The organism is Bradyrhizobium sp. IC3123 (assembly GCF_020193625.1).
Lineage (GTDB): Bacteria > Pseudomonadota > Alphaproteobacteria > Rhizobiales > Xanthobacteraceae > Bradyrhizobium > Bradyrhizobium yuanmingense.
Map to the genome: position 1 here is coordinate 386,221 of NZ_JADYVF010000002.1, position 25,512 is coordinate 411,732.

Here is a 25,512-nt window from a genome sequence, read left to right on the forward strand (position 1 = left end):
CGGTTTACGGCTTGCGCTCTGCCGTCGGCAGCGGCACCAGCCGCATCTCGGCCGAGCCGGCGTCCTGCGTGCGCACCAGCACGGCAAAGACCGTGTCGACCGCGCGACGTACCGCCAACTCCATCGCTTCGCCCTTGGCCAGATGCGCCGCGATCAGCCCGGTGAGGAGATCGCCGGTGCCGTAGGGACGGATCGGCAGGCGCGGCGTCGCAAAGCGCGACAATCGGCCATCAGTGCACAGGATCGTCTCCACCTGCCCCGCCGCCGTGTCAGCGAGGGTGCAGCCGGTGGCGACGACGTCGGTGCCTGCCCCAGCCAGCACCGCGCAGGCCGCGCTGAGGCTCTCGGCGTCGGCAATTGCGACCCCAGAGAGCAGCTCGAGCTCGAACTGGTTCGGCGTCGTCAGGTTCGCCGTCGGCAGCAGCCGGTGGCGGAGCACGTCCAGGATGCCGTCCGCGACATAGACGCGGCCGTCGTCACCGATCACGGGATCGCAGAGATAGACGAGCTTCCCATTGCGCGTGCGCGCCCGCTCGACGAAATCGGCGATCACGGCGGCATTGCCGGGCGAGCCGAGATAGCCGGTGACGAGCACGGCGGCCTCCTCGACCAGGCCGCGCTCCTCGACTCCCCTCAGGAGATCGGCGACGAGCTCGGTCTCCAGCACCCGTCCGCGCAGGCTCGGATAGCGCGGATGGTTGGACAGCAGCGTCGTCGGCACCGCAGCGACGTTCACGCCCTCCGCCTGCATGGCATAGGCGGCCGCGCTGTTGCCGACATGGCCGTGGACCACCTGGCTCTGGATGGAGATGACGAGCATAAAAGAGGTCCGTAGAGTCAAACGTCGGGCGACGCAAGCGCTGCATCCTGTCGCGGACTCGTCATTCCCGCGTGATATTTGCGGTCGCACGTCAGCCATCCGTCGGCCCGGACACAGCCTCCGCATGACCTCCGTCTTCAACGCCTATACGGCTCTCGCCCTCGCCATCGTGTTCGAGGTCACCGCGTCGGCGTTCCTGCAGCAGTCCGCGCAGTTCACCCGTCCCTGGCCGACGCTGGCGATGGTGCTGTTCTACGTCGCCTCGTTCTACGCGCTCTCGGTGGCGATCCGGGTGATCCCGTTGAGCATCGCCTATGCGATCTGGGGCGGGGTCGGCATCATCCTGACCGCCACCGTCTCATTCGTGCTGTTCCGTCAGATCCTGGACGCCGCAGCCTTCGTCGGCATCGCGCTGATCGTATCAGGGGTGGTGATCATCAACCTGTTCTCGGAGACCACCGTGCGGTGATGCGCGCGGTGCCGACTCTGAGCAAGAGGTCGCGCCCCACCATCACGCTGCGGACAGCTGATCGAGCTCGGACGGCGCGTAGGCCTTGCCATCCTGGTCGGTGACGACCACCCGCCACCCCTCGCTTGCCCACACTTTCGCCTTCGCTACGATGAGCAACCGGCTCTCGCGGGCGAAACTGTACTTCTCGTTGTCGCGTTCTGCGACCATCTTGTAGGCCAATTCGCATCCCCTTGCGTCGCCCTGCACCCGGCCTTGTCGTGGCAGCGGGCTTTGGCGGCAATTCGCCGGGAGCGTGGCAATTTGGTGCCATCCACGAGGCCTGTGGCCGGCCCCGTGCCGTCGCAACAGAGCCGATCTCGTTGCCTCGGATCGGCGCTAATGCACGCGGATAATATGCGGGCGGCCGAGATTGATCAGGCCCTGCACCGCCGAAAGGCGGTCATTGAGGGCTGCGATGGTGAGCAGCAGATTGTTGCGACGCTCATCGAGTAGTCCCATTTCTGCGCCCGACAGCTTGGTGCCCGCCCGCTCCTTGTGGATCTCCTCGAGGGATTCGCGCAGTCCGGCAATCAGGCCGGCCAGCTGCTTGGCCTCCTTGGTCATCGACCGCTTCGCGACATTTTGCTGACGGCGCGTCTCCGCTTGGTTCTGTCTCATCGTCATCCTCCGGTGCCCCGCTGCCCCGAGTGGATGCTTACAGCTTTGGATAGACATATTACGATCGATGAAATCTGCCCGCGAAGAACTTTCTTAAATTGTACGCGCACGGAACCGGAGGGCGCGCGCAAGCGGTAAGCCCGGCACGAGGGCCGGGCTTCGTTGCAGCCAGTGCTAGCTCGGCTGCGCCGCATGGGGCATCGCCGGCAGCACGGCGCGCGCGGCGCTTTCGGCGTCACCTCGCCGGCAGCATGAATGCGTCGAAGAACGAGGCGAGCCCGGCAAAATCGTCGATCGGCAGCACGGTCGCGACATACTGGTCGGGCCGCACCACGACCATGCAGCCGGCCGCCCGATCGATGCCGCGCATCGTGAAAACGTCGTGGCCGCTCTTGAGATCCGGGCAGAACATCTTCTCGTAGTCGTACAAGCCGTAACGGCCTTTGCTCGGGAGCAACATCGGCGGCATTGCCTCGATGGCGAGCTCGCGATGGTCCTGCTGAAACACCGCGCGCAGATCGATCACGCTGTCGATGTCAGCTCCAACAGGCGTATATCGACGGATAGGTGACTTCCGGGATTCCGCGAGGAAATTGCACAAGGCACGAATGGCCGAGCCCGACGCTGCCGGGTTCTCATCGGGCGAGAACGCGTAGATGCGGAAGCGGCCATCGGCCCGTGCGGCATGGCCGAGATGCACCGGCTTGGCGTCCGCCAGCCGGATCACCGGCGCGGAATGGAAGCGCGTGCCGATAATGAGGCCCTGCGCGAGGTGCTGATGCGTGGCCGCGCCGGTGAGCATCGACGGCTTGTAATGCGTTGCCGTGCCCGCGGTAAAACGTCCGTGCCGGACGAAATAGTCCTGCGTTTTGGCGGCATCGGCGCCGCCGGCCTTGGCGGCGGAGGCGAGGATATCAGCCCATTCGCGATCGAAATCGATCAGCTCCTTCGCGACTGCCCGGCGCTCGGCCGAGTAGGAATGCAACAGGCTTGGCGCGCACTGCCTCCGCAGCACGGCGGCGAGCTTCCAGCCGAGATTGAAGGCATCCTGCATCGACACGTTCATGCCCTGCCCGGCCTTCGGACTGTGGGTGTGGCAGGCATCGCCGGCGATGAAGATGCGCGGCTGGCGCGTCTCGATCTCGCCCTCCAGCACGTCGTCGAACTTGTCGGTGAGGCGCTGGCCGATCTCGTAGACCGACCACCAGGCGATCTCCTTCACCTCGAGCCGATGCGGCTTCAGGACCCGCTGCGCTTTCGCAATCACGTCATCGGCGGTGATGTTGCGATTGGCAACGCGTTCGCCGACATCGAGCTTGGCGAGCTCGACATAGATGCGGACCATGTAGCCGCCTTCGCGCGGAATGATCAGCAGGCTGCCGTCCTTGGCCGACTGGATCAGCGACTTGAAGCGGATGTCCGGAAAATCGGTCACGGCCAGCACGTCCATCACGCCCCAGGCGTGGTTGGCGGAATCACCGTGCAGCTCGCGCCCGATCGATTTGCGCACCGTGCTGCGGGCGCCGTCGCAGCCGACGACGTAGCGGGCCTTGATCGTCTCGACCTTGCCCTCGTTCGCGGCATCGACGCGTTCGAGGCGCACGGTCACGGCATGATGGTCGGCGCCGGCGGCCGGATCAACATTCACATCAAGCACGCGCCGGCCGTAATACGGCGCGAGCTTCGCCGGCGATTTGCGCATGACGTCGAGAAAGCAATCATGGACGCGCGCCTGGTTCAGGATGAGGTGCGGGAATTCCGACAACCCGTCCTCGACGTCCTGCACCCGGCCGCTGCGGACGATCTTCTCCGGCGCCGCTTCATCCGGCTTCCAGAACGTGGTCTCGTTGACCCAACAGGCTTCCTTCAGCACACGCTCGCTGAAGCCATAGGCGTGGAACATCTCCATGGTGCGGCAGGCGATGCCGTCGGCCTGACCGACCAGCAGGCGGTCCGGCTTCTGCTCGACGATGCAGGTTCTGATGTCGGGGAATTGCGCGAGCTGGGCGGCGAGCGTCAGGCCGGCCGGCCCGCAGCCGACGATGAGGACATCGACCTCGCCAGGCACGGCGCCCGCCGCTCCCGATGCCTGAACGCGCGCGGCAGGATCGGCGATTTCAGGGTCGCCCGGCTGAAATCCATTGAGATGGAACTGCATGAGCACCTCTCCCGCCAAATTCTGTTTGGTTATTGATCAGTATGCTGACTATCAGTATACTTGTCAATGATCCGCACCGCTCTGCCCCGGAGGAGATTTCGGTGAAAGACAACAACGACATGCCCGGACATCTGGCACGCCGCTTCCAGCAGATCTCGGTCGCGGTGTTCCTGGCCGAGGTCGAGGACGCCGGCTTCGATCTCACTCCGGTGCAATACGCCGCGCTTGCAACCATCAAGGCCAATCCGGGGCTCGATCAGGTGACGCTCGCCGGATTGATCGCCTACGATCGCACCACCATCACCGGCGTGATCGATCGCCTCGTCCAGAAGGGCCTCGCGGAGCGGCGCCCCTCCAGCCGCGACCGCCGCGCGCGTGAGCTCGAGATCACCGACGAGGGCCGCCGCACGCTGCGCAAGATCACCCCGGCCGTCGAATCCGCGCAGCGCATCATGCTGCGCGGCCTCAGCGCGAAAGAGAGTGAGGAGCTGATGCGGCTGCTGCGCAAGGCGATCGCCGCCGGCAACGAGCTCAGCCGCGCGCCGCTGCGCGATGCGCAGCTCTGATCTCGGACCATGTCCGTAATTGTCGCAGCGCACGAAACCAGGAACTAACCTTCGGCTGCTAACCTCGGCCGCATTGGGGCGCTTAACGCGCGATTAACTTTGCGGGGCGGAGTTTCGGATGTTCAGGTTCCTCGTTGTGGCCGCGGCCGTCGCGCTCTCGACCGTTCAGGCGGTCGCAGGGGGCCATGGCGGCGGCGATCCTCCTCCGCCGAAGGTCGAGGCGCCAACGGCTCCCGCGAAGGTCATCCTGACCAAGCAGGGGCCCAAGCTCGTCGATCTCAACGGCATGACGCTCTACTATTATGAGCGCGACACCACGGGAAAGACGTCGAACTGCAACGGCAAGTGCATCGAGAGCTGGGTGCCGCTCGCCGCAACGGCCGACGCCAGGGCCGTCGGCGACTTCACCGTGATCAACCGCAACGACGGCAGCAAGATGTGGGCCTACCGTTATCGCCCGCTCTACACCTCGCCCGCCGACAAGGCGCCGGGCGACGCCAACGGCAACGCCACGACGCTGCAATGGCGGGTCGCCCGGCCTGAGAACTAGAGCGTGACAACGCACCTAAATTCGAACTGACCGGCGCAGACCTCAGCCGCGCCAGCGCCCGCCCGCCGCGGCCTGCGCGCTCTGCCCCGGCGGCAGCACCACGACCATCGAATTGAGCTTGACCCGGTCGTAGAGATCGATGACGTCCTCGTTGCGCATCCGGATGCAGCCGGACGAGATCGCCTGCCCGATATATTCGGGCTGGTTGGTGCCGTGGATGCGATAGAGCGTGTCCTTGTTGCCGACATAGAGATAGATGCCCCGCGCGCCCAGCGGATTGGCGGGACCGCCGGGAACGCGCGCGGGATAGGGACCGAGGCGCGCCTGGATATCCGCGGTCGGGACCCAGTCCGGCCATTCCGCCAAGCGACCGACCCGCGCGACGCCGGAGAACGCCATGGCTTCCTCGCCGACGGCAACGCCGTAGCGGATCGCCTTGCCCTCGGGCAGCACGTAATAGAGGTAGCGCGCGTCGGTATCGACCAGGATCGTGCCCGGCTGCTCCTTGCGGTGGTAATCGACGATGTGACGCAGATATTGCTGGGGCACGTTCGCCTTGGCGTAAGGCGCGTGCGCGAGCAACTGACGGTCGCGCGGCGTCATGCTCGCATCCGTCGATGGCGAAAGTGTCGTCTGCATGCAGCCGCCCAGCGGCAGCAGGGCTGCGACGAACAAAACGAGTAGAGATCTTGGCACCGCCGGCCCCCCGATAGCGGAATAACGACGCCCCCGCCGTCACCAGATATTGCCAAAATCGTGCTGAAAACAAGGCGGTGCAGGAACACATGCGCGTGTTCGGCAAATTGGGTTCCATCACCACAAAGGGCGGAAGAGTGTCGCATCATCTCCATCCCCTCGCCTTGCTTTGGTCAAACCCGGCTGGACTCGTGCGACATGGGGACCGGGTATGGCCTCACCTCGGATCAGCCCCGCGCCAATGCGGATGCCTTAACCCCGAACACTGGGCTTCAAAGGAGCTGCGATGCTCGCGACGCTGAACGCCAAGCAAATCGTCGATGAGATCGTGAAAGACACGGTCAAGGACAACGGTCCTCACGACGCGCTCCAGATCTCGCCCGAGATCGTGCGGGCCTCGCGCCCCGCCAGCGTGTCGCCTGCGCTGGCGCCGGAGATCGCGCCGCGTCCGGAGCCCAGGTTTGCCCCGGAACCCAAGTTTGCCCCGCAGCCCAAGGTCACGCCGAAGTTCACTCTGGAGCCGGCGCGCGCGCCCGAGCCAAGCATCAACGTCGTCTACGGAAAATCCACTGCGGCACCGTCGATCGACACCGCTGTCCGCGTCACGTCCAGCGATGGTCCCGTGATGAAGAAGCGGTCCTCGGTCGGCAAGTGGCTGCGCGGGGCGTTCGTCACGTTCCTGCTTGCCGGCGCCAGCGTGGCCGCCAGCATCGCCTGGGAGAAGCACGGCGACACAGCAAAGCAGCTGCTGGCCGAATGGACGCCGGCGCTGACCTCGCTGCTCCCGACGACCTCGTTGTTGTCTGCGACACCGCAGCAAAGCGCGCCGGTCGCCGCCGCCCAGGCTGCGCCGCCCGCAGCGGAAGCCACGCCCAACCAAACCGCAGATCAAGCTGCGACGCCGCCCGCGGCTCAGCTAGCTGCGACTGCGCCCGCGGCACCACAGTCGGTCGACGCGGCGCAATCGGTGCAATCGATGACACGCGATCTCGCCGCCATGGCGCAGCAGATCGAGCAGCTCAAGGCCAACATCGCCGAGTTGAAAGCCGGACAGGAGCAGATGGCGCGTGAGATGGCGAGGCCTCCCGCACCGAAGCCGGTCACCGAGGCGAGGCCGCCGGTCGATCCGCGCGCACGTGCTGCCGCCCTCCCGCCGCAGCCTGCGGCGCCGCCGGTTCGCAAGCCCAAGCCGCCTGTGACGCGGACCTACATGCCGGCCTCTTCGCCCGCGCCGCTCGCGCCTCCGCCGCCGCTATCGCAGGCCGCCGCCGCCACGCCGCCGGCTGCGCCGACCACGACGACGCAAGCCGTTGCTGATGACGACGGACCTATCGTGCGCCCGCCGATGCCGCTGCGCTAGAGCATGATCCGAACCCGAAGGGCCGCGTAAGCGCAAAGTGCGCAGCGGTTTTCCGAAACGATCATGCTCAAACAACAACAACCTGAAGCGCGATGACGATTCATCCTGATCGCATCGCGCTTTAGAGCAACGACGCAGCCTTGCTGTCACGCGCTCACGCACGCTGTCCGAGTCGATGTGAAGCGTTAACTCCGGGCGATTACGGTGAGCGACGTCTCGCTCAAGAGAAAAGGCCGTCGGGATCTATGCCGGCGGCCTTCTCTTGCAGCTGCCGGTTCCCGGAGCCCGGTTCTGCTGCAATTCCATGCCTAATGATCGCGCGGGTATATTTAATAAACTCTTAACGAGCCCGCACGTTGCACATCATTTCTGCGCCATAAGCCCAGAGATTGCGCGCTCTGTTCATTCGATAGATGTCGACTCAGTGGTACCATCCGACATGTGTTGAGACTTGCACTGAAGCTCAGATCGTCACACCGGGGAATTCGCATGCCCTACTATTCTTTCGATCTCGTGGTTGGTGGTGAGTTCAAGAACCAGGGTGGAATCATCCTCGAAGACATCGAGGTTGCCTCCGATCGCGCCGACCAATTGGCTTGCGAGCTGTCGCAGGTGAAGCCCGAACTGCAGCAGAAAGGTTGCGCGGTGCGCGTCACCGATCGCGATCACAACGAGGTCTATCGCACGCCGCTCGATCCGGTGCCGGCTTGGCAGCGCTAGGCTAATCCAGCACCGGCGCCTCGAACCAGTTCGTCAGCGACAATCCGCCGTCGACGACGAAGGCTGCGCCGGTGACGTAAGCGGACAGCTTGTTCGACAGCACCGTGAGCGCCATCGGTGCGAGATCCCCGGCCTCACCGAGGCGTCCGAGCGGAATGTGCCGCGCCAGCGCGGGATCGGCGACGAACCCGCCGGCTGCGATCGCGCCGGGGACCAGCGCGTTGACGCGGATGTCGTAGCGTCCGAGCGTCTTGGCCAGCTCCTTCACCAGCATCGCCATGGCGGCCTTTGCCGTCGAGTAATGCGCCAGGTTGCGCGGCGTGCCCGCATGTAGCGAGGTCAGAAACAGGAACGAGCCCGGCCGCTTCGCCGCGATCAGCCGCTTGGCGAGCCCGCGCGCCAGGTGAAAGCCGGCATCGAGATTGACGGCATGCATCTCCTGCCAGGTGTTGCGATCGACTGCGAGCAAGTGATCCGCCTCGCGCCGCGGCGGCGAGGCGCTGTGGACCAAATGCGTGACCTCGCCCAGCGCGGAATGCGCTGATGTCAGCAGCTCATCGCAGGCCTCGAGGCTGGCAAGATTGCCGACCCAGGGCACGGCGAGACCTGGCCTCTCGCTCGCGCCGATCGCGGCACGCACCCGCTCCGCGCTGACATCCGCGAACACGGTGCGGACGCCCTCGCCGACCAGGCCGAGCGCGATCGCGCGGCCGATGCCGTTGCCTGCGCCGGTGACGAGCGCGGTGTCGCGTGTGGGATCGAACGGCGTGCTGAACAGGCTCATATCGCGCTCCGATGCTGGGGAGCGCAGGTTAGCCTACTGGGCCGATCGGCGACAATTGTGTCCCGATCCCATTGCCGAGCGGCGCGCCGGACGCTAGCCTCTCGATAAAATGGAGGAGGTCCCAGGGATGCGCACCGGTTTTCTGATGACGGGCCTGTTGCTGTTGGCCGCGCCGGCCCTCGCGGGCGATGCGCCGCCGCGATCGACCTATGTGACGATGGTCTTGCAGGCCTTCGCCGCCAAGGTCGAGTGCCCCAACACCGATCTCGCCTATCAGGACCTCGTGCAGAGGGCGCAGCAGATGCACCTGCCCGACGGCACCACCGAGAAGGTGCGCAAGGCGATCGCCTGGCTGCATACCGGCGGCAAGATGGGCGAGAAGCAGGACGATGACCTGATGGCGGAGGTCGCGATCGCGACCCAGGCGACCGACATGGACCAGCGCCGCCTCGGCATGTCCGGCTGGTGCGAAGCCCAGAAGACCAATCTCGCCGGCCTGATCCGCAGCAAGGGTGGCTAGCGCGCCGCCCCGTTAAGCACGCCGCGACGGAACCTCTGCCGCGGCCCAAAATCGTCATAATTTTTCACAGCATGCGGCCTCCTTCCGAATTCGAACAGGAGGTCCTCATGCGGAGTATCCATTTCGTTTTCGCCGGCGCGATTGCAGCCGCCGCGGTGCTGACTGCGCCCGCACTGGCGAGAAATTCCGACGCCCAGAAGGGTGGGGAAAAGTCCACCTCGCCGTCCTGCAGTGCCTATCAGCAGGCGCCGGACGGCTCGTGGGAACCCCTGCCCTGCAAGGAATCGGGCGAGCGCGCGCAGCCGCAGACACAGAACCGCAATTCCTCCCAAGGCGGCGATCGCGGCGAGCGTTGAAGGGGCTCGCGCCTTCGGATGTCAGCTCTGATGCGGGCCGCGCATGATCTTCATGGCGTCCACGATGTGACGCCATTCCCTGGCCTCATCGGCCTCGCCGCGGCCCTCGCAGGCCTGGGCCTGCTCAGCGGCCTTCGCGATGGCAGCAAAGCCGTGCTGTTCGAGCATCTGCCGGGCAAGTGTATGGACCTGGACCTCGGACATCATGGGCGCTCTCCCGTCTGACCTGCCGCGGTGCAACGCTGCCGCGGGTGGTTCACAACGATCGAGGCGCGGGGCGCGTTCCGTCCCAATCGATGTGAACGGCAAGACAAAGGCGGCCCGCCATGCCCGGCGGACCGCCTTCTCACCCACCCCAAAACGGCAGTCTGCGGGCCGCGTCCCCTACGCGACCGCCACCTTCTTGCCCTCGAAATCGTTGGGCACCTCGATGTCGACCTCGAGGGTCGAGACCTCGTCGCCGCGTTCGAGCCGGACGATGACCTTGGTCGGGTCCAGCGTCACATGTTTGGACACGACAGCGAGAATTTCCTCACGCAGCACACCGAGCAGGTCGGGCTGGCCGCGCATTCCACGTTCATGGGCAAGCAGGATCTGCAGCCGTTCGCGCGCGACGGGTGCTGTGGCCTTCTTGCCGCGGAGGAGTCGAAGCAGACCCATGCTCATGCAGCCCTCCGTCGCAGCAGCCGGTCCATAAATCCTCTGCGCTCGGCAGGAACGTGCATTGTCACGTTCTCGCCGCAGAGGCGCTTGGCGGCGTCCATATAGGCTCGTGCCGGCGCTCCATCGGCATTCGACAGAGTCACAGGCGTGCCGACGTTGGAGGCCTTCAACACGTCCTGGCTCTCGGGGATGATGCCGAGCAAGGGCGTGGCAAGGATCTCCAGGATGTCGTCGATGGTCAACATCTCGCCGCGCGCGGCGCGTGAGGGATCGTAGCGAGTGATGAGAATATGCTTCTCGACGCGCTCGCCCTTCTCGGCCCGCACCGTCTTGGAATCGAGCATGCCGATGATGCGGTCGGAATCGCGCACCGAGGAGACTTCCGGATTGGTGACGATCACGGCCTCGTCGGCGAAGCGCATCGCCATGGAAGCGCCGCGCTCGATGCCGGCCGGGCTGTCGCAGATCACCCAGTCGAACCGGCTGCGCAACTCGGCAATGACCTTGCCGACGCCCTCCTCCGTCAGCGCGTCCTTGTCGCGGGTTTGGGACGCCGGCAGCAGCCACAAATTCTCCAGCCGCTTGTCCTTGATCAGCGCCTGCGGGAGTTTGGCGACGCCCTGCACCACGTTGATGAGATCGAACACGACGCGGCGTTCGGCGCCCATCACGAGGTCGAGGTTGCGCAGGCCGACGTCGAAATCGACGACGACCACCTTGTCGCCGCGCTGCGCCAAGGCAGCTCCCAGCGCGGCGGTGGTCGTGGTCTTACCGACCCCGCCCTTGCCTGATGTCACGACCAGTACCTTACTCATCTGAAATGTCTCCTTTGCTGGTCAGTTCAGTGCTGTAATTCGCATGGTATTCCCCTGCAGCCAGGCCTGCGCCGGCTTGCCGCGCAGGGCCTCGTCGATGTCCTCGGCGGTCTGATAAAATCCGTCGATTGCAAGCAGTTCGGCTTCGATCTTCTGGCAATAGATGCGCGCGCTGGTGTGTCCATTGACGCCCGCCATGGCGCGGCCGCGCAGCGCGCCGTAGACGTGGATGGAGCCGCCGGCGACGACCTCGGCGCCCGAGCCGACCGAGCCGAGAATGGTGACGTCGCCTTCCGGGAAGATCACGGTCTGGCCCGAGCGCACGGGGGTTTCGAGCAGCAGCGACGTCGGCTTGGTCTCGACCTTCACCTCGGCCTTCTTCGACGCGCTCGGCTCGACCACGCAGCTGCGTCCGCCCGACAGCAGCGGCGGCATCGTCGGCGTCAGCCTTCCCTCCTCCACGCCCTCGATGCCGAGCACGCGGATGTTGCGGTCCTGCAGGCTGGTGAGCAGATGGCCGATGCCGGCCTGGCTGAGATCGACCGAAGACAGGTCGATCACCACCGGCCGGCCGGCGAAAAAGCCGGGCGAGCGCGCAATCGTGGCGTCGATCTCGTGCAGCCAGTCCTGGACCGGAACCGTCGGCGTGAACACGAAAGCCACATAGGAGCGCCCGCGCAGGCGCACCATCTGACGTTGGACCTTTGCTGCAGCCTCCATGGCGGCCGACTCGTTCCCTGTTATTGAATGGTTAACGATGCGGCCGATATGGTTAATGGCTGGTTAATGTCTCCGCGCAGTTACGTGAGTGGAGGCGCGGTCCCGTAGCCTGGATGGAGCCAACGGTCGGCGCGAAAGCGCCGCCCGTTTGTGCAATCCGGGTCTCGCGCATCACCCGGCACTCTCCCGGATTGCGCTGCGCTCCATCCGGGCTACGAAGCTGGGCGCGGCGTAAACACCGCGCCCTCGCCTCTTCCGCTCAGGTCTTGCTGCGCGTCTTGCTGAGCAGATAGTTGTCGTAGAAATTCTCCGCGATCTGCGTATAGAACAGCACCTCCTTCATATACGCGTCGTGGCTCTCCTTGGTCCGCTTGAACAGGTCGCTCTTGGCGGCGAGCTCGTTCAGATGGTCCTGAGTCGCATTGTAGCAGGCCTCCAGCACCGGTTGCGGGAACGCCTTCAGCTCGGTGCCGTTCGCAATCAGCCGCTTTAGCGCACCGGGGTTCACGCTGTCGTATTTCTCGAGCATCCACGCACCGGCCGCCGCGCCCGCCTGGTTGACGATCGCCTGATATTGCTTAGGCAGCGAATTCCATTTCTCGTCGTTGACGATCATGTGCAACATGGCACCGCCTTCCCACCAGCCGGGGAAGTAGTAGTATTTGGCGACCTTGTAGAAGCCGAGCTTCTCGTCGTCGTAGGGACCGACGAATTCGACCGCGTCGATCGTGCCCTTCTCCAGCGCCGGATAGATATCGCCTCCCGCGATCTGCTGCGGGACGACCCCGAGCTTTGCCAGCACATGGCCACCCATGCCGGCGATGCGGAATTTCAGGCCCTTCAGGTCGTCGACGGACTTGATCTCCTTGCGGAACCAGCCGCCCATCTGGGTGCCGGAATTGCCGCAGAGGATGGCGTGCGCCTTGAAGGGTTTGAGCGCTTCGTTGGTGAGGTCGGCGCCGCCCCCGAAGTGCCACCATGATTCCTGATGCCGATGGTTCATGCCGAAGGGCGCGCCGGTGGCATAGGCCAGCGCCGGCTCCTTGCCGATGTAAAAATAGAGCGGCGTCTGCGCCATCTCCACTGATGCGGTGCTGACCGCATCGAGCGCCTGCAGGCCGGGCACGAGCTCGCCCGCCGAGAAGGTCTGGATCTGGAATTTGTTGTCGGTGGCCTCGGCGACATATTTCGCGAAGGTCTGCGCCGTGCCGTAGATGGTGTCGAGCGATCTCGGGAAGCTCGACGTCAGGCGCCATTTGATCTCGGGCATGCTCTGCGCGATCGCAGGGGCCGCAACCAGCGTGGTCGCGCCGGCGACCGCACCACCTTGGAGGAATGTACGGCGTTTCATGATGGGTCTCCCTTGAACTCAGCGTCGAATGGATGGCCTGGGCCACGGTTTCTTGGCGAACCGTTTGCCCGTTCCGGGAGCGGAGTTCAAGCGACGGAAAAGAAAGGTCGGGCTTGCACCGGATACCGTGGACCAGCTGGACCCAGCATGTCGCGGCGGACCCGCCCGCTCGGCCCGGCCTCGCCTCAGGCGGCCGCTGCTTCCTCGTACAGGCCGGCGATGAAATCGCTGAACGTCGGTGCTAGCGGCAGGACATAGCCCCATTGATCGGACATCGCCTGCGCCAGTGTCCAGGGCTTTTCGTATTCGGCCATCTCGTGGTCCATGAACCAGATCTCGCCGAAATGGGCCTTGTCGATCGTCATGCAGATCGGATTGCCGCCGTGGTCGCTCATGATCCACAACAGCTCATCGACGGTCGGCCATTGCGGCGTCTGGCGCATCTGCACCAGCGAGCACTCGTCGGACCGCAATCCCAGGACCTCCTGCACCGAACCCGCCCAGTCCCCATGCGGCCAGTTGAAGTCGGCGCCCCCCTGATGATAGCCGCCGGCGCAGGCCAGCAGGAAGCGGCGATAGTCGTCCGGCAAGCGACAGCCGATGGACGTCTCGAAGGCGGTGAGCGCGGCTTCGGTTGGTTGCTCCGCGCCAACGTCGATGCCTGCAATGAATTCTGCCAATTTCATATTCCCTCTCCCTGGCGCGGACGCGCAAGCCTTCGTCGCACCCGCCTTGCAGTGGGTTCGAGGGCGACGGATCAGGCCAGAGGGAAAGATTCTCTCAGAGCAGCTTGGCGCTGACGAACAGCGCGCGCACGGCGTTGGTTGCCTGCACCGCCAGCATGGCGTTACCGGCGGCGCCTTCCAAGGCCGCGACGGCGTCCTCGTGCAGCGAGCGAAATTCCATCCACTCGACCGATTTGAAGTTGGTCAGGAATTGATAGGCCTGACCGACGGTCGCGATCGCCAGCGTGTCGCCGTTCAGCTTGATCTTGAACGTCGTGCGCAGCGGGGTCTCGGAATTGGATGGATCGCTCATGGGCTGCTTCTGGACGAGGACGGCTTAACGAAGGGGAAACGGCAGCCCCGCCGTCGCAGGCGAATATCAGGAATCGGTGCTCGCGCGCTGCGAGGCGGTCGCCGCGCCGCGCAGACTCGGCACCACGACCAGGCGGTTGAACTCGCCATTGTCGTAGGCCTTGATGAACCGATCATAGTCCTTGATCGAGACGCAGCCGTTGGAATCGCCGCGCGGCCCGAGCAGGTAATTGTGCGTGAGCAGCCCGACGCGGCCAAGCGCGCTGGTGCCTTCGACCGGGGTCATGCGCAGCGCACGGACGCCGTGGAACGGCTTTTCGCGCGGCTTCAGATCGTAGATCGCCGGCGGCGTCGCGCCGACCATCCGCCGGTCGACATGGTCAGGATTGTCCATCAAGGCGCCCAGGCCGGAATGGGCTTCCAGCGCCACGCCGCTCGGCAGATAGACCGCCTTGGCCGAGATGTCATAGACCGCGGTGCGCGAATCGTAGCCGAGCGCGGCGAGGTCCGGCCCCCTGCCGAGCAGGCCGTCGCCGGGCGTCAGCGAGGCCAGCTTGATCTTGTCGGTGAATTTTTCGAAGAAATTGCGGTTGTCGACCCTGAGATTGGTGTCCGCGTAGGCCTGGCTGGAGGCGATCTGAGCGGAGAAGTCCGCCTGGACCGGACGCGCGCGCGGCATGGGGATGGCATCGGCGCGCTGCGAGCGCCTCGCCTCCTCGGTCATGTACCGGTCGTCCTCGGTCAGGATCGAGCGCCAGTCGTCGCCCTGGAGCTTCTGGGCCAGCATCGCCTTGGCGTCCCGCAGCTTGAGCTGGGCCGCATTCACCGCGGAGCGCTCCAGCACCCGCAGACCAAGCTCGCGCGGCGACGGGCCGGCTGAGGCCGAGGCGAAACGGTCCTCGAATGAGGGGGCATTGGCCGGCGGCAACGCCGCGGAGACCAGCGGGGTCGAATCGCTGATATCGGCGACCCACGCGGCGGCGCCGAGCGCCAGCGCCATCGCGGCCACAGACAGCAGAATCGTTTCAGCCCGCCCGACACGGCGGCGCGACAACAGCCTCTCGGCGTGTGCTGCGTCGGAAACCATCAGATCCCCAAATCGACCCCCGGGGGCTTACCCACCCCCACCCGGAGAGACTCTATACCAGCTACCACATTGGGAGCCAAAAGTTAGGCATAATCGGGGCCGCGAAGGCCCTCCAAAGGTATCCCCTAAGGTATCCAATGACCGATCCGTTCGATCTCGATCGCTTTGTCCAGGCCCAAGACCCGGTCTATGGCGACATCTTGGGCGAGCTGACTAGGGGCCGGAAGCAGACTCACTGGATGTGGTTCATCTTCCCCCAGGTCGCAGGTCTCGGCGCCAGCGCCATGTCGCAGCGATATGCCATCGGCTCCCGCGCGGAGGCCGAGGCCTATCTCGTCCACCCTATCCTGGGCGGCCGGCTGATCGAATGCACCAGGCTGGTGCTCGCGGTCGAGGGCCGGACCATCAACGCGATCCTCGGCGCGCCGGATGACGCCAAATTCCGCTCGTCGATGACGCTGTTCGGCGCGGTCTCCGACGAGCCCGTCTTCGATCAGGCGCTCGCCCGATATTTCGCAGGCGAACGCGATGGCGCTACGCTGGATATTCTCGAAAGGCTGGATCAGGCTCGGCATTAGCAGGCGCCGATCAACGTCCTTGGAAGACGGCCGCGCGACGCTCGATGAAGGATTGGATGCCCTCCTTGGCGTCGGCACTGCCGAGCACACGATCGCGAATTTTCGGGATGTAGGCAATCGCAGCCGCTTCGCCAGCTTCGACATAGTTCGCCGCCGCTTCCTTGGTCACCTGGATGCCGAGTGGCGCATTGCGCGCGATCATGGCGGCGAGCGTCATCGCCCGCTCGATCTGCTCGCCTGCAGGCACGACCTCCTGGACGAGACCGATCGCATGCGCGCGCTGCGCCGAAAACTCGTCGCAGAGGAACAGATGATACATCGCATCGCCCCAGCCGGCCCGCGATAGGAAGCGGAAATGCGCGCCGCCCAGCGGTGCGATGCCGCGCCTCGCCTCCATTTGGCAGAAACGTGCATCGTCGGCCGCAACCACGATGTCACCGGCGAGCATCAGCTCGATGCCGATGGTGTAGACGATACCCTGCACTGCCGTCACGATCGGCTTGCGGCAGCGCTTGTTGAGCCCGAACGGGTCGACATTGCCGTCCTTGGTGTTGCGCTTCTCCGCGGTGGGACCGAAGAATTTGGGCATATCGAGACCTGCAGTGAAATCCCCGCCCTCGGCGCAGACCACGCCGACGCGATAGGCCTCGTTGTGGTGCAATTCGGTGAGTGCATCGGACAATTGCTCCATCATCGCAGGCGTGAACGCGTTCTTCTTCGCGGCGTTGGCGATGATGATTTTGAGGACGTGGCCGTGCACCTCGGTGCCGATCTGACCTTCGCTCATGTGCTCGTCTCCCGATTGTTGGTGTTGGCAGCAAGTCAGGCCGGCTGCTGAAGCGCCGCGCGGATCGCCTCGATCCGGGCCGGCGTGAACACGCCGGAATCCAGCAGCTGAAGGATCGAGAGCACCCCGCCGCGCGATCCCCAGCTTCCCTCATCGATGATCTCGAAATTGACCCACCAGGTCGGCGACGGCGCCGGCATGCCGCAGGCCTCCGCAAGTCGCGCCAGCACGTTGCGGATCACCTCGGCGCGCACCTCCGCCGGCCAGGCCGCGTTCATGACGGCGATGTTGACGGTGATGATGTCGCGCGGCTTGTCCTGGTCGCACAGCAACCGGCCGCCGATCGCCATGCTGTCGGGCGGCAGGTCGTGGAAATGCACCTGGAACCCCATTCGGGCCGCCGGCGCCTTCTGGCCGACCTCGGGCTCGAGCACGGCGTCGGTCAGGCTTTCCGCAAGCTGCCGGCGCTGCGGCAGGCCGAGCCGTCCGGCCGGTGCGGTGACGGTAATGATGGTCAAATCGGCACCTCTCCACGAATATGACACTCGTCATATCTCAGCACGGCTTGCCTATGTCAAGTGTCATAGTCTAGATGGAGATGGCCAATTGCAGGATTCCCGATGACTGCCACCACACGCGACAGGATGATCGCCGGCGCCGCCGACCTGATGAGCCGCCGCGGCGTCAACGCCACCAGCATGCGCGACGTGGTCCGCCACACAGCGACGCCGCGCGGCTCGATCAGCCACCACTTCCCCGACGGCAAGCCGCAATTGATCGCCGAAGCCGTGACCTTCGCCGGCCGGCAGGTATCCATTCCTCTGGAGAAAGCCATGAACGAACGCGGCGTGATCGGCGGCCTCAAGGCTTTTGTCGCATCATGGCGCCGCCAGTTGGAGGCAACCGGCTTCGAGGCCGGCTGCCCTGTGCTCGCCGTGGCGGTCGATCGCTATGTCGGTGAGCCCAGTGACAAGGACGACGCGGCCGCGCAGCAGCACCTGCTCGACCTCGCCGACGGCGTGTTCGCCGATTGGCGGCGGATCATGCAAGCAGCCTTGTTGCGCGAAGGACTGGCTGCCGAGCGCGCCGAGCGGCTTGCAACGCTTGTCGTCGCCTCGATCGAAGGCACGGTCGCGATGTGCCGCGCCAGCCGCAGCGCCGACGCGCTCGATCAGGTCCAGGAGGAATTGGAGATCGTCCTCGCAGCCGCCCTCGCCCGCACAAGCAAATAGATTGGAGACGCGCAATGGACTTGTCCCGACAACGCGAACTCGCCCGTCAGCTCGCCGATTTGCGTCGCGAGGGCCGGCAACAGAGCGGCCTCGACGAACGGCTGGTCCCACCGGATGCGGACACGGCGTACCAAGTCGCGCAGATGGTGGAAGAAGAACTCGGCTGGGATGTTGTCGGCTGGAAGATCGCGGGCATGAAGTCCGGGCTTCAGCGTCAGCTTCGCATCTCCGCGCGATCTATGGGCGGGTGTTCGCGCCCCTGATCAAGAGTTCGCCCGCCAGCGTCGAGCATGCCAGACAATGCAGCCCGATCCCTGAAGTCGAGTTCCAGGCGCGTCTCGGCGCCGATCTGCCGCCGCGCGCGAAGCCCTACCGGTGGACGAGGTCGGCGACGCCGTGGTCTCGTTGCATCCCGGCATCGAGCTCGCCGAGTGCCGCTTCATTCACGATGCGGCGTTTCCGCCGATGCCGGCGATCATGGCCGACGGCTCTGGATCAGGAACGATCGTGCTCGGAGAGCCCATCGCCGACTGGCGTAGCCGCGACGTCGCCACTCAAGATGTCGTCCTGAATTGCAACGGCATCGAGAGACGCCGCGGCTCCGCTGCAGAGGCGATTGACCATCCGCTGGTGCCGCTGGCCTGGCTTGCCAACGAGCTGTCGCGGACCGGCATCGGTCTCAAGGCCGGCCAGACGATCAGCACGGGCACGCTGACCGGTATGCTCCGGCCCAAGGCTGGCGAGACCTACGTTGCCGATTTTGGTCCGCTGGGATCGGTCAGCGCGACCTACAGCTGAGCCGGCCAGGGAGCGTAAACCGCAGATTAACATGGCCGCCCTATCGTCCGGGCAAAATACTTCTCCGTTATTTGCCGGACAGATCATGAAAATCGGTACGCTCCTGACCAGCGCCATCGTCTCGCTCTCGACCGTCGGCGGCGGTCTCGCCGTCTACGTCGCCGCGACGAAGTACCAGACCATGGAACGGATCACTGAAGCGCAGGGGCGGCTCGCAATCGTCCGTGCGGTCAGCGACATCCCGCGCTATCTCAATCCGGAGCGCGGCTTTTCCACCAACATCCTTTACGGACCCGCGGCCATCGACTCTGCGCTGCTGGCCGAGCAGGACAAGCTGCGCAAGCAGACCGACCGCGCCCGCGACAAGATGAATGCACTGCGCAAGGAGCTGCCCGGCCCGCTCGACGACGGCACCACGATCGGCAGCAACATCGACGGCATCAACGCGAAGTTCACCGCGTTGCGCGAGGCCATCGACAAGGCGCTGGCGGGTCCCGCCGAGGCGCGCAAAGACGCGGCCAAGAAGATCGTCGCCGACAATGCCGTGCTCAACGGCGGCGTGACTGCGCTGCTCAACGAGCAGGTCCGCCGCATGGCGATCCTGAACGGTGACGCCTACCGGCAGGCCAGCTACGCCAATGTCGCGATGACACTGCGCGACGTCGGCGGCTTCAACTCCAGCCTGCACAAGAATCTCCTCGGCGGAAAGAAGCCGGCGACCGACGCCGAGAAGGCCGACATTGCCCGCTCGCAGGGCCGCAACGATCAGGTCGTGATGTCGCTGCAGGAATTGCGCGGCAATCCAACAACGCCGGCGAATGTCGCGGAGGCCCTGGAGAAGTTCAACGCGATCTATGTCGAGGAGTTCGGCCGCGAGCTCAAGCTGGTGAAGGACGGCGCGATCACCGGCAAATACGAACACGACATGGACACCTATTACGCCGCCACGCAGCGCGGCCTCGGCACCATCATCGGCGTCCGCGACGCCTTCTACGACAACGCCGAGCAGATTCTCGCCGGCGCTTCGTCGGCCGCGCACACCAGCTTCACGATCGCGCTCGTCGGCCTTGTCGCCGTGCTGATCGCCAGCGCCGGCCTCATCGTGACGGTTCGCCGCCGCGTCTGCGCGCCGATCGTCGGCCTGACGACGCGCATGTCGCGGCTCGCCGACGGCGAGGTTGCGGAGAGCATTCCGGGCGCCGAGCGCTCCGACGAGATCGGCGCGATGGCCGCGGCCGTTCAGGTGTTCAAGGACAACATGATCCGCGCCGATCGGCTCGCGGCCGAGAAGCAGGCCGAGAACGACGGCAAGATGCGCCGCGCCCAAGCGCTCGACGATCTCACCCGCGCCTTCGAGGCCAAGGTGACCGAGCTGGTCGGCGGCCTGTCGCGGGCCTCTGCTGCAATGGAAAGCACCGCGCAGTCGATGACCTCGACGGCGGCGCAGACCAACAGCCAGGCCGCCGTGGTCGCCGCCGCCTCCGAACAGACCTCGACCAACGTGCAGACGGTCGCGAGCGCCACCGAAGAGCTGACCTCCTCGATCGCGGAGATCGGGCGTCAGGTCGCCCAAAGCACCGAGATCGCGGCCCGTGCCGTCGACAATGCCCGCCGCACCGGCGACACCGCGCGGACGCTCGCCGAAGGCGCCCAGAAGATCGGCGACGTCGTGACGCTGATCCAGAGCATCGCCGAGCAGACCAACCTGCTTGCGCTAAATGCAACCATCGAAGCCGCCCGTGCCGGCGAGGCCGGCCGCGGCTTTGCCGTGGTCGCCTCCGAAGTGAAGTCGCTGGCCGGCCAGACCGCCAAGGCCACGACCGAGATCTCCGAGCAGATCACCGCGATCCAGACCGCGAGCGACGAGACGGTGGCGGCAATCCGCAACGTCGCCGACGTCATCGCCGAGATCGACCAGATCGGCACCGCCATCGCCGCGGCGATCGAGGAACAGGGCTCGGCGACCAAGGAGATCGCCCGCAGCGTTCAGGAGGCTGCCCGCGGCACCCAGGAGGTCAACAGCAACATCTCCGGCGTGCAGCGCGCCGCCGACGACACCGGCGCCGCGGCAAGAGAGGTGCTGGGCGCGGCCGAGCAGCTCTCGACCCAGTCGCGCGATCTCGCCGGCCAGTTCGAGCGCTTCCTCGGTGAGGTCCGGGCGGCGTAGCACGCGAAGTCGTAGCCCGGATGGAGCGCAGCGCAATCCGGGACAGTGCCGTTGACGCGCGAGACCCTGGATTACGCTGTCGCTCCATCCAGGCTACGCGACCTCAATACGGCGGCGCCTTGCGCGCGCGCTGCGCTTTCGCCGCCTCGATCCACCAGGTCAGATCGTCGGCGAAGCGCGGGAACGAGCGCTCCAGGGCCTTGCCGCCATCGCCGATCGGCTCGCCGGCTTCCGACAGCGTCTGCGCGATCGGGCCGACACCGATGGTGCTCGATACCACCACCATGCCCATCTCCGAGAGGGTGCCGTGCCAGGCGGTCGCTGCGCGCGCGCCGGACAGCCGGCCGGCCGAATAGCTCACGATCGCGGCCGGGCGCCAGAACCATTCCTCCAGGAAATGATCGGTGAGGTTCTTCAGCCCGGGCTGGATGCCCCAATTGTACTCGCCGGTGACGAAGACGAATCCGTCGGCGCCGCGGATCTGCCCGGCCAGCTTCTCCAGCGCCTCCGGCGCCGAGCCCTTGGGATGTTCCTTGTACATGCGGTCCAGCATCGGCAGCCCGATCGCCTTGGCGTCGATGAATTCGACGTCCTCGCCGCGATCGCGCAGCCGGTTGATGACGAAATTCGCAAGGCGGATGCCCATGCGGTCGGAACGGTAAGAACCGTAGAGAACGAGAATGCGATTGCTCATGGCCGGACGGTAGCACGAAACCGGCGTCCAGCCCTACCCGATTTGTCGCACTACCTTCCGCGACCACGGCCCAGTGTTTGCGACGGCGTCTCGCCGAACTGGTCACGGTAACTTCTTGAGAAATCGCTGAGGTGCCAGAAGCCATACGCCAGCGCGACCGCCTTGACGCTATCGGCCCCGGCGAGAAGGCGCCGACGCACCAGCCACAGCCGATGCAGACGCAAATAGCGGTGCAGGCTCATGCCGCGATAGCGGCGCACGACGTCGTGCATGGTGCGAACGGACAGTCCGAGCCTGCGCGCGATCTCGTCGCTATAAATCGGCTCCGACAGGTCGTCAGACAGCAGCGCGCGGATGTCCTGGAATAGCCTGAAATTCCGTCCGTCGTTGGGTGCAAAGGTCCAGCGGGCCGGAACGATCGTCGCAAAGGCCTCGTCAACGGCTCCGAGCAGGGACTCCTTCATCGCCGCGCCCTTCAACAAGAGCTCCGGTGCCGAAATCGGCCCGGCCGCCTCGGCCAGCACCTCCCTAACCACGCCGCGCAACCGCTGCAAGCCGGCCGTGGAGATTTCAAAAATCTTGAAGCTCGAGAGCGTGGGCGGCCAGCCACGATCCCTCACCTCGGGCCGGAAAACCACCGAGGCGATTTGCCGCTGCACCTCCTCGATGGTGGTGTAGGCCGCCCCGCCGCTGCCAATGACCACGGCGGGTCGCGCCCGTTGCGAGCCGTTAAAGCGAATTGGCACGTTGAGATCATCCATCGTGAAGCCGATCGCCGTGCAATTCTCCACGAGTTGTGCGTCAACCACCCGCGGAAACGCGCGCGTCAAATTCACGTCGCAGCCCGGTAAGGCCAAGATCGTCTGCTCAGCCGAAATCTTCCGCACAAAAGGGGTGAATTCGAAATTCAGCCCGCGTATAGCGCTTCGAAATTCGTCGACGTCTGAAAAACGAAATGTTTTGAGTGCCGACCTCGGCACATCGTCAATGCTGTTCATGGAAATACGAAAAATGCCGCGCCGCTCTGAATGTGCGTCCGGCCGCGGGGTGCCGTTCGCTGCCTCCTTCGGTTTATTTCGTTAGAATCGATCCTAACGTGCCCTGATCAATTGGAGACGGGCCGGTTGAAAGAACAATCCGGGACAACCCTGTCTCGCCGAATTTCGATAGCGTTTCCTGCGATTGAGGCGGTGCGCCAATACCGAAGCCGTTGCCATTTAAGATTCAAATTAACGCCTTTGCGGCGGAATAACCGTCGTTTGATTGTGCAATTTATTTCATTTCAGGCTCCTGCCATGACGGCAAATTCGCCTGCCGACAAGCTGGCCGAATTGGAGAACGCGGTCGCAACGTGTTCGCTGGACCGGTGCGCCCGCATTCTCTTCGGCCTTTTGCAACTGCTCACAAGCAGCCGCGGTCGATCCCAGGAATTGCTCGCCGATGTGGTCGACGGCGTCCTGCTGCGACTGATCGAGCGGGTTGAGGCCAGCACGCTGATCGATGCCAGCACGGCGCTCGCAGAGCTCAAGGCGGCTCCGCCGGACACCGTGCGACGTCTCGCCTCGCACCGCGATCCGGAAGTCGCCTGCCCCGTTTTGCTCCGCTCGCAGTCATTGTCCACGGCCGATCTCACACTGATCGCAGCCGCGAGCGGCGTACGGCAGCAATGTGCCATCGCCGGCCGCGCGCCGATCGATCCACGGGTGGTGGAGACGCTGATCAAGGGTGGCACTTCCAGCGTTTGTCTTGCGCTGATCGGCAACAGCGAGGCAAGGTTCTCCGAAGCCGCTTACGTTGCGCTGGTTGAGAAGTGCCTGGTGGATGACGAACTCACCAAGGCACTGGCGCTCAGGCCCGACACGCCCGACACAGTCATGCGGAAGTTGCTGTCGGCCTCACCGGCGCCGAAATCCGGCATCGGCCCGAACGCCACCGTCTCGCTTCAAGCCGCAACGGCCGCACCCATCGTCACCAAGCTACCCTCCGCGGCGGCCTATGCGATCGCGCGACCGGAGATCGTTGCACTCAGCCGCATCGGCAAGCTGAACGATTCCACGGTGAACCGCTTCGCCATCCGCGGCGAGAGCGCCAACCTCATCACCGCGCTGTCGGTGCTTTCAGGCGCTCCCATCGAGATCGTCGAACATGTCATGACCGACGAGGATTGCGAGGGTCTCGTCATGGCCTGCCGCGCCTCGCGGCTGAACTGGCAGACCACGCTCGCCATCCTGAGCAACCGCTGCGGCACACGGCTTTCTTTCGCCGAGCGCGAACGCGCGCAGCACATTTTCGAGACGCTGCTGCTGTCGACCAGCCAGTGGACGGTGCGGTGGGGCGAAATTGCCGCAAACGCCAAGGAGTGCGGTCGGGGACATCGCGACGCAAAAAAGATGGGGGTTAGCCGATGAAGTTCGACGGTCGCAAAGCCTTTCGCGTGAAAATGGACCACAGGCAGCCGGTCAATCTCATGGGATCCGACGGCACCTGGCGGCGCAGCTGCGTCCTGCTCGACGTCTCACAGACGGGCGCGAAGGTCGAGGTCGAGGGCACGCTGGACGTGCTCCAGGCCAAGGAATTCTTCATGCTGCTGTCGTCGACGGGCCTGGCCTACCGACGCTGCGAGCTGGTCTGGATCGACGGCACCACCGCTGGCATCCACTTCGTCACCGCACAAAGCAAGAAGAAGCAGGCGATTACGCCGGCTGCCGCAGCGCAGAGCTCCGATCAGGCCAAATAGACCGAGAATTCGACCCATCGATTGGAGCCCGCGCTATTCCGGGGCATATCCGTGCAGAACGCGCAAACCACACTCAAACCCACCAGCCTTGGCGGCGTCGCGGTCGCTGCAGCGCCGCGCCCATTCGTTCATGTGCTGGCCGACACGTCCGACAAGCTGGCCGGTGTGTGCTCGCTCCTCGAGCAACGCTTCGCCGTCGCGGGCGAGCGGCTGGACGCCGAGGCCAAGCTGTCAGAGGTGCCGTCCGCCATCGTCATTCGCGCCGAGCTTCGCGATGTCGACAACATCGCGGCGATCAAGAAACGGGCGGGCAAGCTCGCAAAGGCGAAGAAACGGATTTTCCTGCTGGAGCACACCTCGCATGTCTCCGTTTCGCAGGCCTATGCGCTTGGAGCGACACTGGTCCTTCCGGGCACCATCAACCGGGCGAGGCTGCTGGCGGCGCTGTCTGATCCGCCTGATCCGCTCTCGGCTGCGTCGCGCGCGAGCGCGCAGTCGGACCCTGCCGTCGAGACCGCTGCGACCGCGATCGCATCCATGTTCACCTCCGTCACCCTGGGCCAGCCGCTTGACGTCAACGCCACCAAGGAAGCCGGTCGCCAGATCGCCGATCGCATCACCCGCCATGGCCTGACGGAGTGGCTCATGACGGTGCGGCGGCACCACGAAGGAACCTATCAGCATTGCCTGCTCGTCACCGGTGTCGCCATCGACTTCGGTCTGAGCCTCGGCGTCGGTAGGGCCGATCTGGAACGTCTCTACTCGGCGGCCATGTTCCATGACATCGGCAAGGCGCAGATTCCGCTCGCCATACTCGACAAGCCGGGCCGCCTCGATGCCGCCGAGCGCGCGCTGATCGAAACGCATCCCGCCGCCGGCTATACGTTTCTCAAGGACCATGACGGGATCTCGCCGGAGATTCTCGATGCCGTCCGCCATCATCACGAGTACCTCGACGGGAGCGGCTATCCCGATGCGCTCTGCGCCGAGAGCATTGGCGATATCGTCAGGATTCTAACGATCTCGGACATCTTCGCAGCCCTGATCGAGCACCGGCACTACAAGCCGACCATGCCGCGCGCGGAGGCCTACGACGTTCTGTGCGAGATGACAGGCAAGCTGGAGAAGGCGCTAGTCCGCGCGTTCAAGCAGGTCGCGCTCACGCGGTGAGCGCTGTGACCCGTCTC

At 65.1% G+C, this 25,512-nt stretch carries 33 protein-coding genes; 15 read left to right on the top strand and 18 right to left on the bottom strand.

Annotation, left to right across the window (positions count from 1 at the left end; genetic code table 11):
* Window positions 1-4: 4 nt before the first annotated feature.
* Window positions 5-820 (bottom strand): pyridoxal kinase, encoded by an 816-nt coding sequence (pdxY, locus tag I6F20_RS07250; RefSeq protein WP_225125610.1) that lies wholly within the window; start codon window positions 818-820, stop codon window positions 5-7.
* Between the two features lie 124 nt (window positions 821-944).
* On the opposite strand from pdxY, the gene I6F20_RS07255 reads away from it, so the two are divergent.
* A complete protein-coding gene (locus I6F20_RS07255; RefSeq protein WP_036000232.1) occupies window positions 945-1,289 on the top strand; it encodes a DMT family transporter in 345 nt (114 codons plus the stop codon).
* 42 nt (window positions 1,290-1,331) lie between these two features.
* On the opposite strand, the gene I6F20_RS07260 is transcribed toward I6F20_RS07255, so the two are convergent.
* The 3 genes from I6F20_RS07260 to I6F20_RS07270 form a co-directional block, all read right to left on the bottom strand.
* A complete protein-coding gene (locus tag I6F20_RS07260) occupies window positions 1,332-1,538 on the bottom strand; it encodes a hypothetical protein (protein ID WP_036000235.1) in 207 nt (68 codons plus the stop codon).
* 129 nt (window positions 1,539-1,667) lie between these two features.
* The gene (locus I6F20_RS07265; protein WP_036000293.1) at window positions 1,668-1,949 is read right to left on the bottom strand and encodes a hypothetical protein; all 282 of its coding nucleotides are present in this window, start codon (window positions 1,947-1,949) and stop codon (window positions 1,668-1,670) included.
* Between the two features lie 235 nt (window positions 1,950-2,184).
* Window positions 2,185-4,107 carry an FAD-binding monooxygenase gene (locus tag I6F20_RS07270; protein ID WP_225125611.1) on the bottom strand — a complete coding sequence of 641 codons (1,923 nt, stop codon included), beginning with the start codon at window positions 4,105-4,107 and terminating at the stop codon, window positions 2,185-2,187.
* Between the two features lie 101 nt (window positions 4,108-4,208).
* Here I6F20_RS07270 and I6F20_RS07275 point away from each other — a divergent pair, with 101 nt between their 5' ends.
* On the top strand, window positions 4,209-4,673 hold the full coding sequence (locus tag I6F20_RS07275; RefSeq protein WP_225125612.1) for a MarR family winged helix-turn-helix transcriptional regulator: 465 nt from the start codon (window positions 4,209-4,211) through the stop codon (window positions 4,671-4,673).
* A gap of 118 nt (window positions 4,674-4,791) precedes the next feature.
* On the top strand, window positions 4,792-5,223 hold the full coding sequence (locus I6F20_RS07280; RefSeq protein ID WP_036000243.1) for a COG4315 family predicted lipoprotein: 432 nt from the start codon (window positions 4,792-4,794) through the stop codon (window positions 5,221-5,223).
* Between the two features lie 42 nt (window positions 5,224-5,265).
* Here the strand turns inward: I6F20_RS07280 and I6F20_RS07285 are convergent, their stop codons facing one another.
* Window positions 5,266-5,862, bottom strand: a complete 597-nt coding sequence (locus tag I6F20_RS07285; protein ID WP_167361659.1) for a L,D-transpeptidase — start codon at window positions 5,860-5,862, stop codon at window positions 5,266-5,268.
* A gap of 343 nt (window positions 5,863-6,205) precedes the next feature.
* Between I6F20_RS07285 and I6F20_RS07290 the strand changes: the two genes are divergently transcribed.
* Window positions 6,206-7,279: a hypothetical protein gene (locus I6F20_RS07290; protein ID WP_225125613.1), complete on the top strand. Its 1,074-nt coding sequence runs from the start codon at window positions 6,206-6,208 to the stop codon at window positions 7,277-7,279.
* A gap of 489 nt (window positions 7,280-7,768) precedes the next feature.
* Window positions 7,769-7,999, top strand: a complete 231-nt coding sequence (locus I6F20_RS07295) for a DUF6894 family protein (protein ID WP_057029028.1) — start codon at window positions 7,769-7,771, stop codon at window positions 7,997-7,999.
* 1 nt (window position 8,000) lies between these two features.
* On the opposite strand, the gene I6F20_RS07300 is transcribed toward I6F20_RS07295, so the two are convergent.
* Complete coding sequence (locus I6F20_RS07300) at window positions 8,001-8,783, bottom strand: SDR family NAD(P)-dependent oxidoreductase (protein ID WP_036000254.1); 783 nt, start codon at window positions 8,781-8,783, stop codon at window positions 8,001-8,003.
* Between the two features lie 127 nt (window positions 8,784-8,910).
* Between I6F20_RS07300 and I6F20_RS07305 the strand changes: the two genes are divergently transcribed.
* Window positions 8,911-9,303, top strand: coding sequence for a hypothetical protein (locus I6F20_RS07305; RefSeq protein WP_036000295.1), 393 nt, complete (start codon window positions 8,911-8,913; stop codon window positions 9,301-9,303).
* A gap of 107 nt (window positions 9,304-9,410) precedes the next feature.
* Window positions 9,411-9,659 carry a hypothetical protein gene (locus I6F20_RS07310; RefSeq protein WP_057029327.1) on the top strand — a complete coding sequence of 83 codons (249 nt, stop codon included), beginning with the start codon at window positions 9,411-9,413 and terminating at the stop codon, window positions 9,657-9,659.
* 21 nt (window positions 9,660-9,680) lie between these two features.
* Here the strand turns inward: I6F20_RS07310 and I6F20_RS07315 are convergent, their stop codons facing one another.
* From I6F20_RS07315 to I6F20_RS07350, 8 genes are all read right to left on the bottom strand, one after another.
* Window positions 9,681-9,866, bottom strand: a complete 186-nt coding sequence (locus I6F20_RS07315) for a hypothetical protein (RefSeq protein ID WP_036000257.1) — start codon at window positions 9,864-9,866, stop codon at window positions 9,681-9,683.
* Window positions 9,867-10,043: 177 nt separating this feature from the next.
* Entirely contained in the window at window positions 10,044-10,325 is a 282-nt protein-coding gene (gene minE, locus I6F20_RS07320) for a cell division topological specificity factor MinE (protein WP_036033781.1), read from the bottom strand.
* Complete coding sequence (gene minD, locus I6F20_RS07325) at window positions 10,322-11,137, bottom strand: septum site-determining protein MinD (RefSeq protein ID WP_036022837.1); 816 nt, start codon at window positions 11,135-11,137, stop codon at window positions 10,322-10,324. The genes minE and minD overlap by 4 nt, the downstream gene beginning before the upstream one ends.
* A gap of 21 nt (window positions 11,138-11,158) precedes the next feature.
* Window positions 11,159-11,857, bottom strand: a complete 699-nt coding sequence (gene minC, locus I6F20_RS07330; RefSeq protein ID WP_036033784.1) for a septum site-determining protein MinC — start codon at window positions 11,855-11,857, stop codon at window positions 11,159-11,161.
* Between the two features lie 259 nt (window positions 11,858-12,116).
* The gene (locus I6F20_RS07335) at window positions 12,117-13,208 is read right to left on the bottom strand and encodes a TRAP transporter substrate-binding protein (protein WP_036000267.1); all 1,092 of its coding nucleotides are present in this window, start codon (window positions 13,206-13,208) and stop codon (window positions 12,117-12,119) included.
* Between the two features lie 185 nt (window positions 13,209-13,393).
* Complete coding sequence (locus tag I6F20_RS07340; RefSeq protein ID WP_225125614.1) at window positions 13,394-13,894, bottom strand: SMI1/KNR4 family protein; 501 nt, start codon at window positions 13,892-13,894, stop codon at window positions 13,394-13,396.
* A 94-nt stretch (window positions 13,895-13,988) separates the two neighbouring features.
* Complete coding sequence (locus I6F20_RS07345) at window positions 13,989-14,246, bottom strand: hypothetical protein (protein ID WP_036000273.1); 258 nt, start codon at window positions 14,244-14,246, stop codon at window positions 13,989-13,991.
* A gap of 66 nt (window positions 14,247-14,312) precedes the next feature.
* Window positions 14,313-15,263 (bottom strand): DUF2778 domain-containing protein, encoded by a 951-nt coding sequence (locus tag I6F20_RS07350; protein ID WP_036000297.1) that lies wholly within the window; start codon window positions 15,261-15,263, stop codon window positions 14,313-14,315.
* A 206-nt stretch (window positions 15,264-15,469) separates the two neighbouring features.
* Between I6F20_RS07350 and I6F20_RS07355 the strand changes: the two genes are divergently transcribed.
* The gene (locus I6F20_RS07355) at window positions 15,470-15,910 is read left to right on the top strand and encodes a DUF1810 domain-containing protein (protein WP_036000275.1); all 441 of its coding nucleotides are present in this window, start codon (window positions 15,470-15,472) and stop codon (window positions 15,908-15,910) included.
* A gap of 10 nt (window positions 15,911-15,920) precedes the next feature.
* Here I6F20_RS07355 and I6F20_RS07360 read toward each other — a convergent pair whose 3' ends face one another.
* Together I6F20_RS07360 and I6F20_RS07365 are read right to left on the bottom strand one after the other, a co-directional pair.
* On the bottom strand, window positions 15,921-16,697 hold the full coding sequence (locus tag I6F20_RS07360; RefSeq protein ID WP_036000278.1) for a crotonase/enoyl-CoA hydratase family protein: 777 nt from the start codon (window positions 16,695-16,697) through the stop codon (window positions 15,921-15,923).
* Between the two features lie 35 nt (window positions 16,698-16,732).
* The gene (locus I6F20_RS07365) at window positions 16,733-17,215 is read right to left on the bottom strand and encodes a tautomerase family protein (protein WP_225125615.1); all 483 of its coding nucleotides are present in this window, start codon (window positions 17,213-17,215) and stop codon (window positions 16,733-16,735) included.
* Between the two features lie 126 nt (window positions 17,216-17,341).
* On the opposite strand from I6F20_RS07365, the gene I6F20_RS07370 reads away from it, so the two are divergent.
* The 4 genes from I6F20_RS07370 (at window position 17,342) to I6F20_RS07385 (ending at window position 20,894) form a co-directional block, all read left to right on the top strand.
* Window positions 17,342-17,929, top strand: coding sequence for a TetR/AcrR family transcriptional regulator (locus I6F20_RS07370; RefSeq protein ID WP_225125616.1), 588 nt, complete (start codon window positions 17,342-17,344; stop codon window positions 17,927-17,929).
* Between the two features lie 14 nt (window positions 17,930-17,943).
* A complete protein-coding gene (locus I6F20_RS07375) occupies window positions 17,944-18,192 on the top strand; it encodes a hypothetical protein (protein WP_225125618.1) in 249 nt (82 codons plus the stop codon).
* Between the two features lie 112 nt (window positions 18,193-18,304).
* Window positions 18,305-18,727, top strand: a complete 423-nt coding sequence (locus I6F20_RS07380; RefSeq protein WP_225125619.1) for a 2-keto-4-pentenoate hydratase — start codon at window positions 18,305-18,307, stop codon at window positions 18,725-18,727.
* 85 nt (window positions 18,728-18,812) lie between these two features.
* Entirely contained in the window at window positions 18,813-20,894 is a 2,082-nt protein-coding gene (locus I6F20_RS07385) for a methyl-accepting chemotaxis protein (RefSeq protein ID WP_225125621.1), read from the top strand.
* Between the two features lie 103 nt (window positions 20,895-20,997).
* Here the strand turns inward: I6F20_RS07385 and I6F20_RS07390 are convergent, their stop codons facing one another.
* Both I6F20_RS07390 and I6F20_RS07395 read right to left on the bottom strand, forming a co-directional pair.
* Window positions 20,998-21,588, bottom strand: coding sequence for an NADPH-dependent FMN reductase (locus tag I6F20_RS07390; RefSeq protein ID WP_225125624.1), 591 nt, complete (start codon window positions 21,586-21,588; stop codon window positions 20,998-21,000).
* A gap of 50 nt (window positions 21,589-21,638) precedes the next feature.
* On the bottom strand, window positions 21,639-22,586 hold the full coding sequence (locus I6F20_RS07395; protein WP_225125625.1) for an AraC family transcriptional regulator: 948 nt from the start codon (window positions 22,584-22,586) through the stop codon (window positions 21,639-21,641).
* A gap of 297 nt (window positions 22,587-22,883) precedes the next feature.
* On the opposite strand from I6F20_RS07395, the gene I6F20_RS07400 reads away from it, so the two are divergent.
* The 3 genes from I6F20_RS07400 to I6F20_RS07410 are packed head-to-tail and all read left to right on the top strand — an operon-like array spanning window position 22,884 to window position 25,495.
* Window positions 22,884-23,996, top strand: coding sequence for a DUF2336 domain-containing protein (locus I6F20_RS07400; protein WP_225126005.1), 1,113 nt, complete (start codon window positions 22,884-22,886; stop codon window positions 23,994-23,996).
* A complete protein-coding gene (locus I6F20_RS07405) occupies window positions 23,993-24,325 on the top strand; it encodes a PilZ domain-containing protein (RefSeq protein WP_036033812.1) in 333 nt (110 codons plus the stop codon). The genes I6F20_RS07400 and I6F20_RS07405 overlap by 4 nt, the downstream gene beginning before the upstream one ends.
* Before the next feature lie 51 nt (window positions 24,326-24,376).
* A complete protein-coding gene (locus tag I6F20_RS07410; RefSeq protein ID WP_225125626.1) occupies window positions 24,377-25,495 on the top strand; it encodes an HD-GYP domain-containing protein in 1,119 nt (372 codons plus the stop codon).
* The last annotated feature ends 17 nt before the right edge of the window (window positions 25,496-25,512 follow it).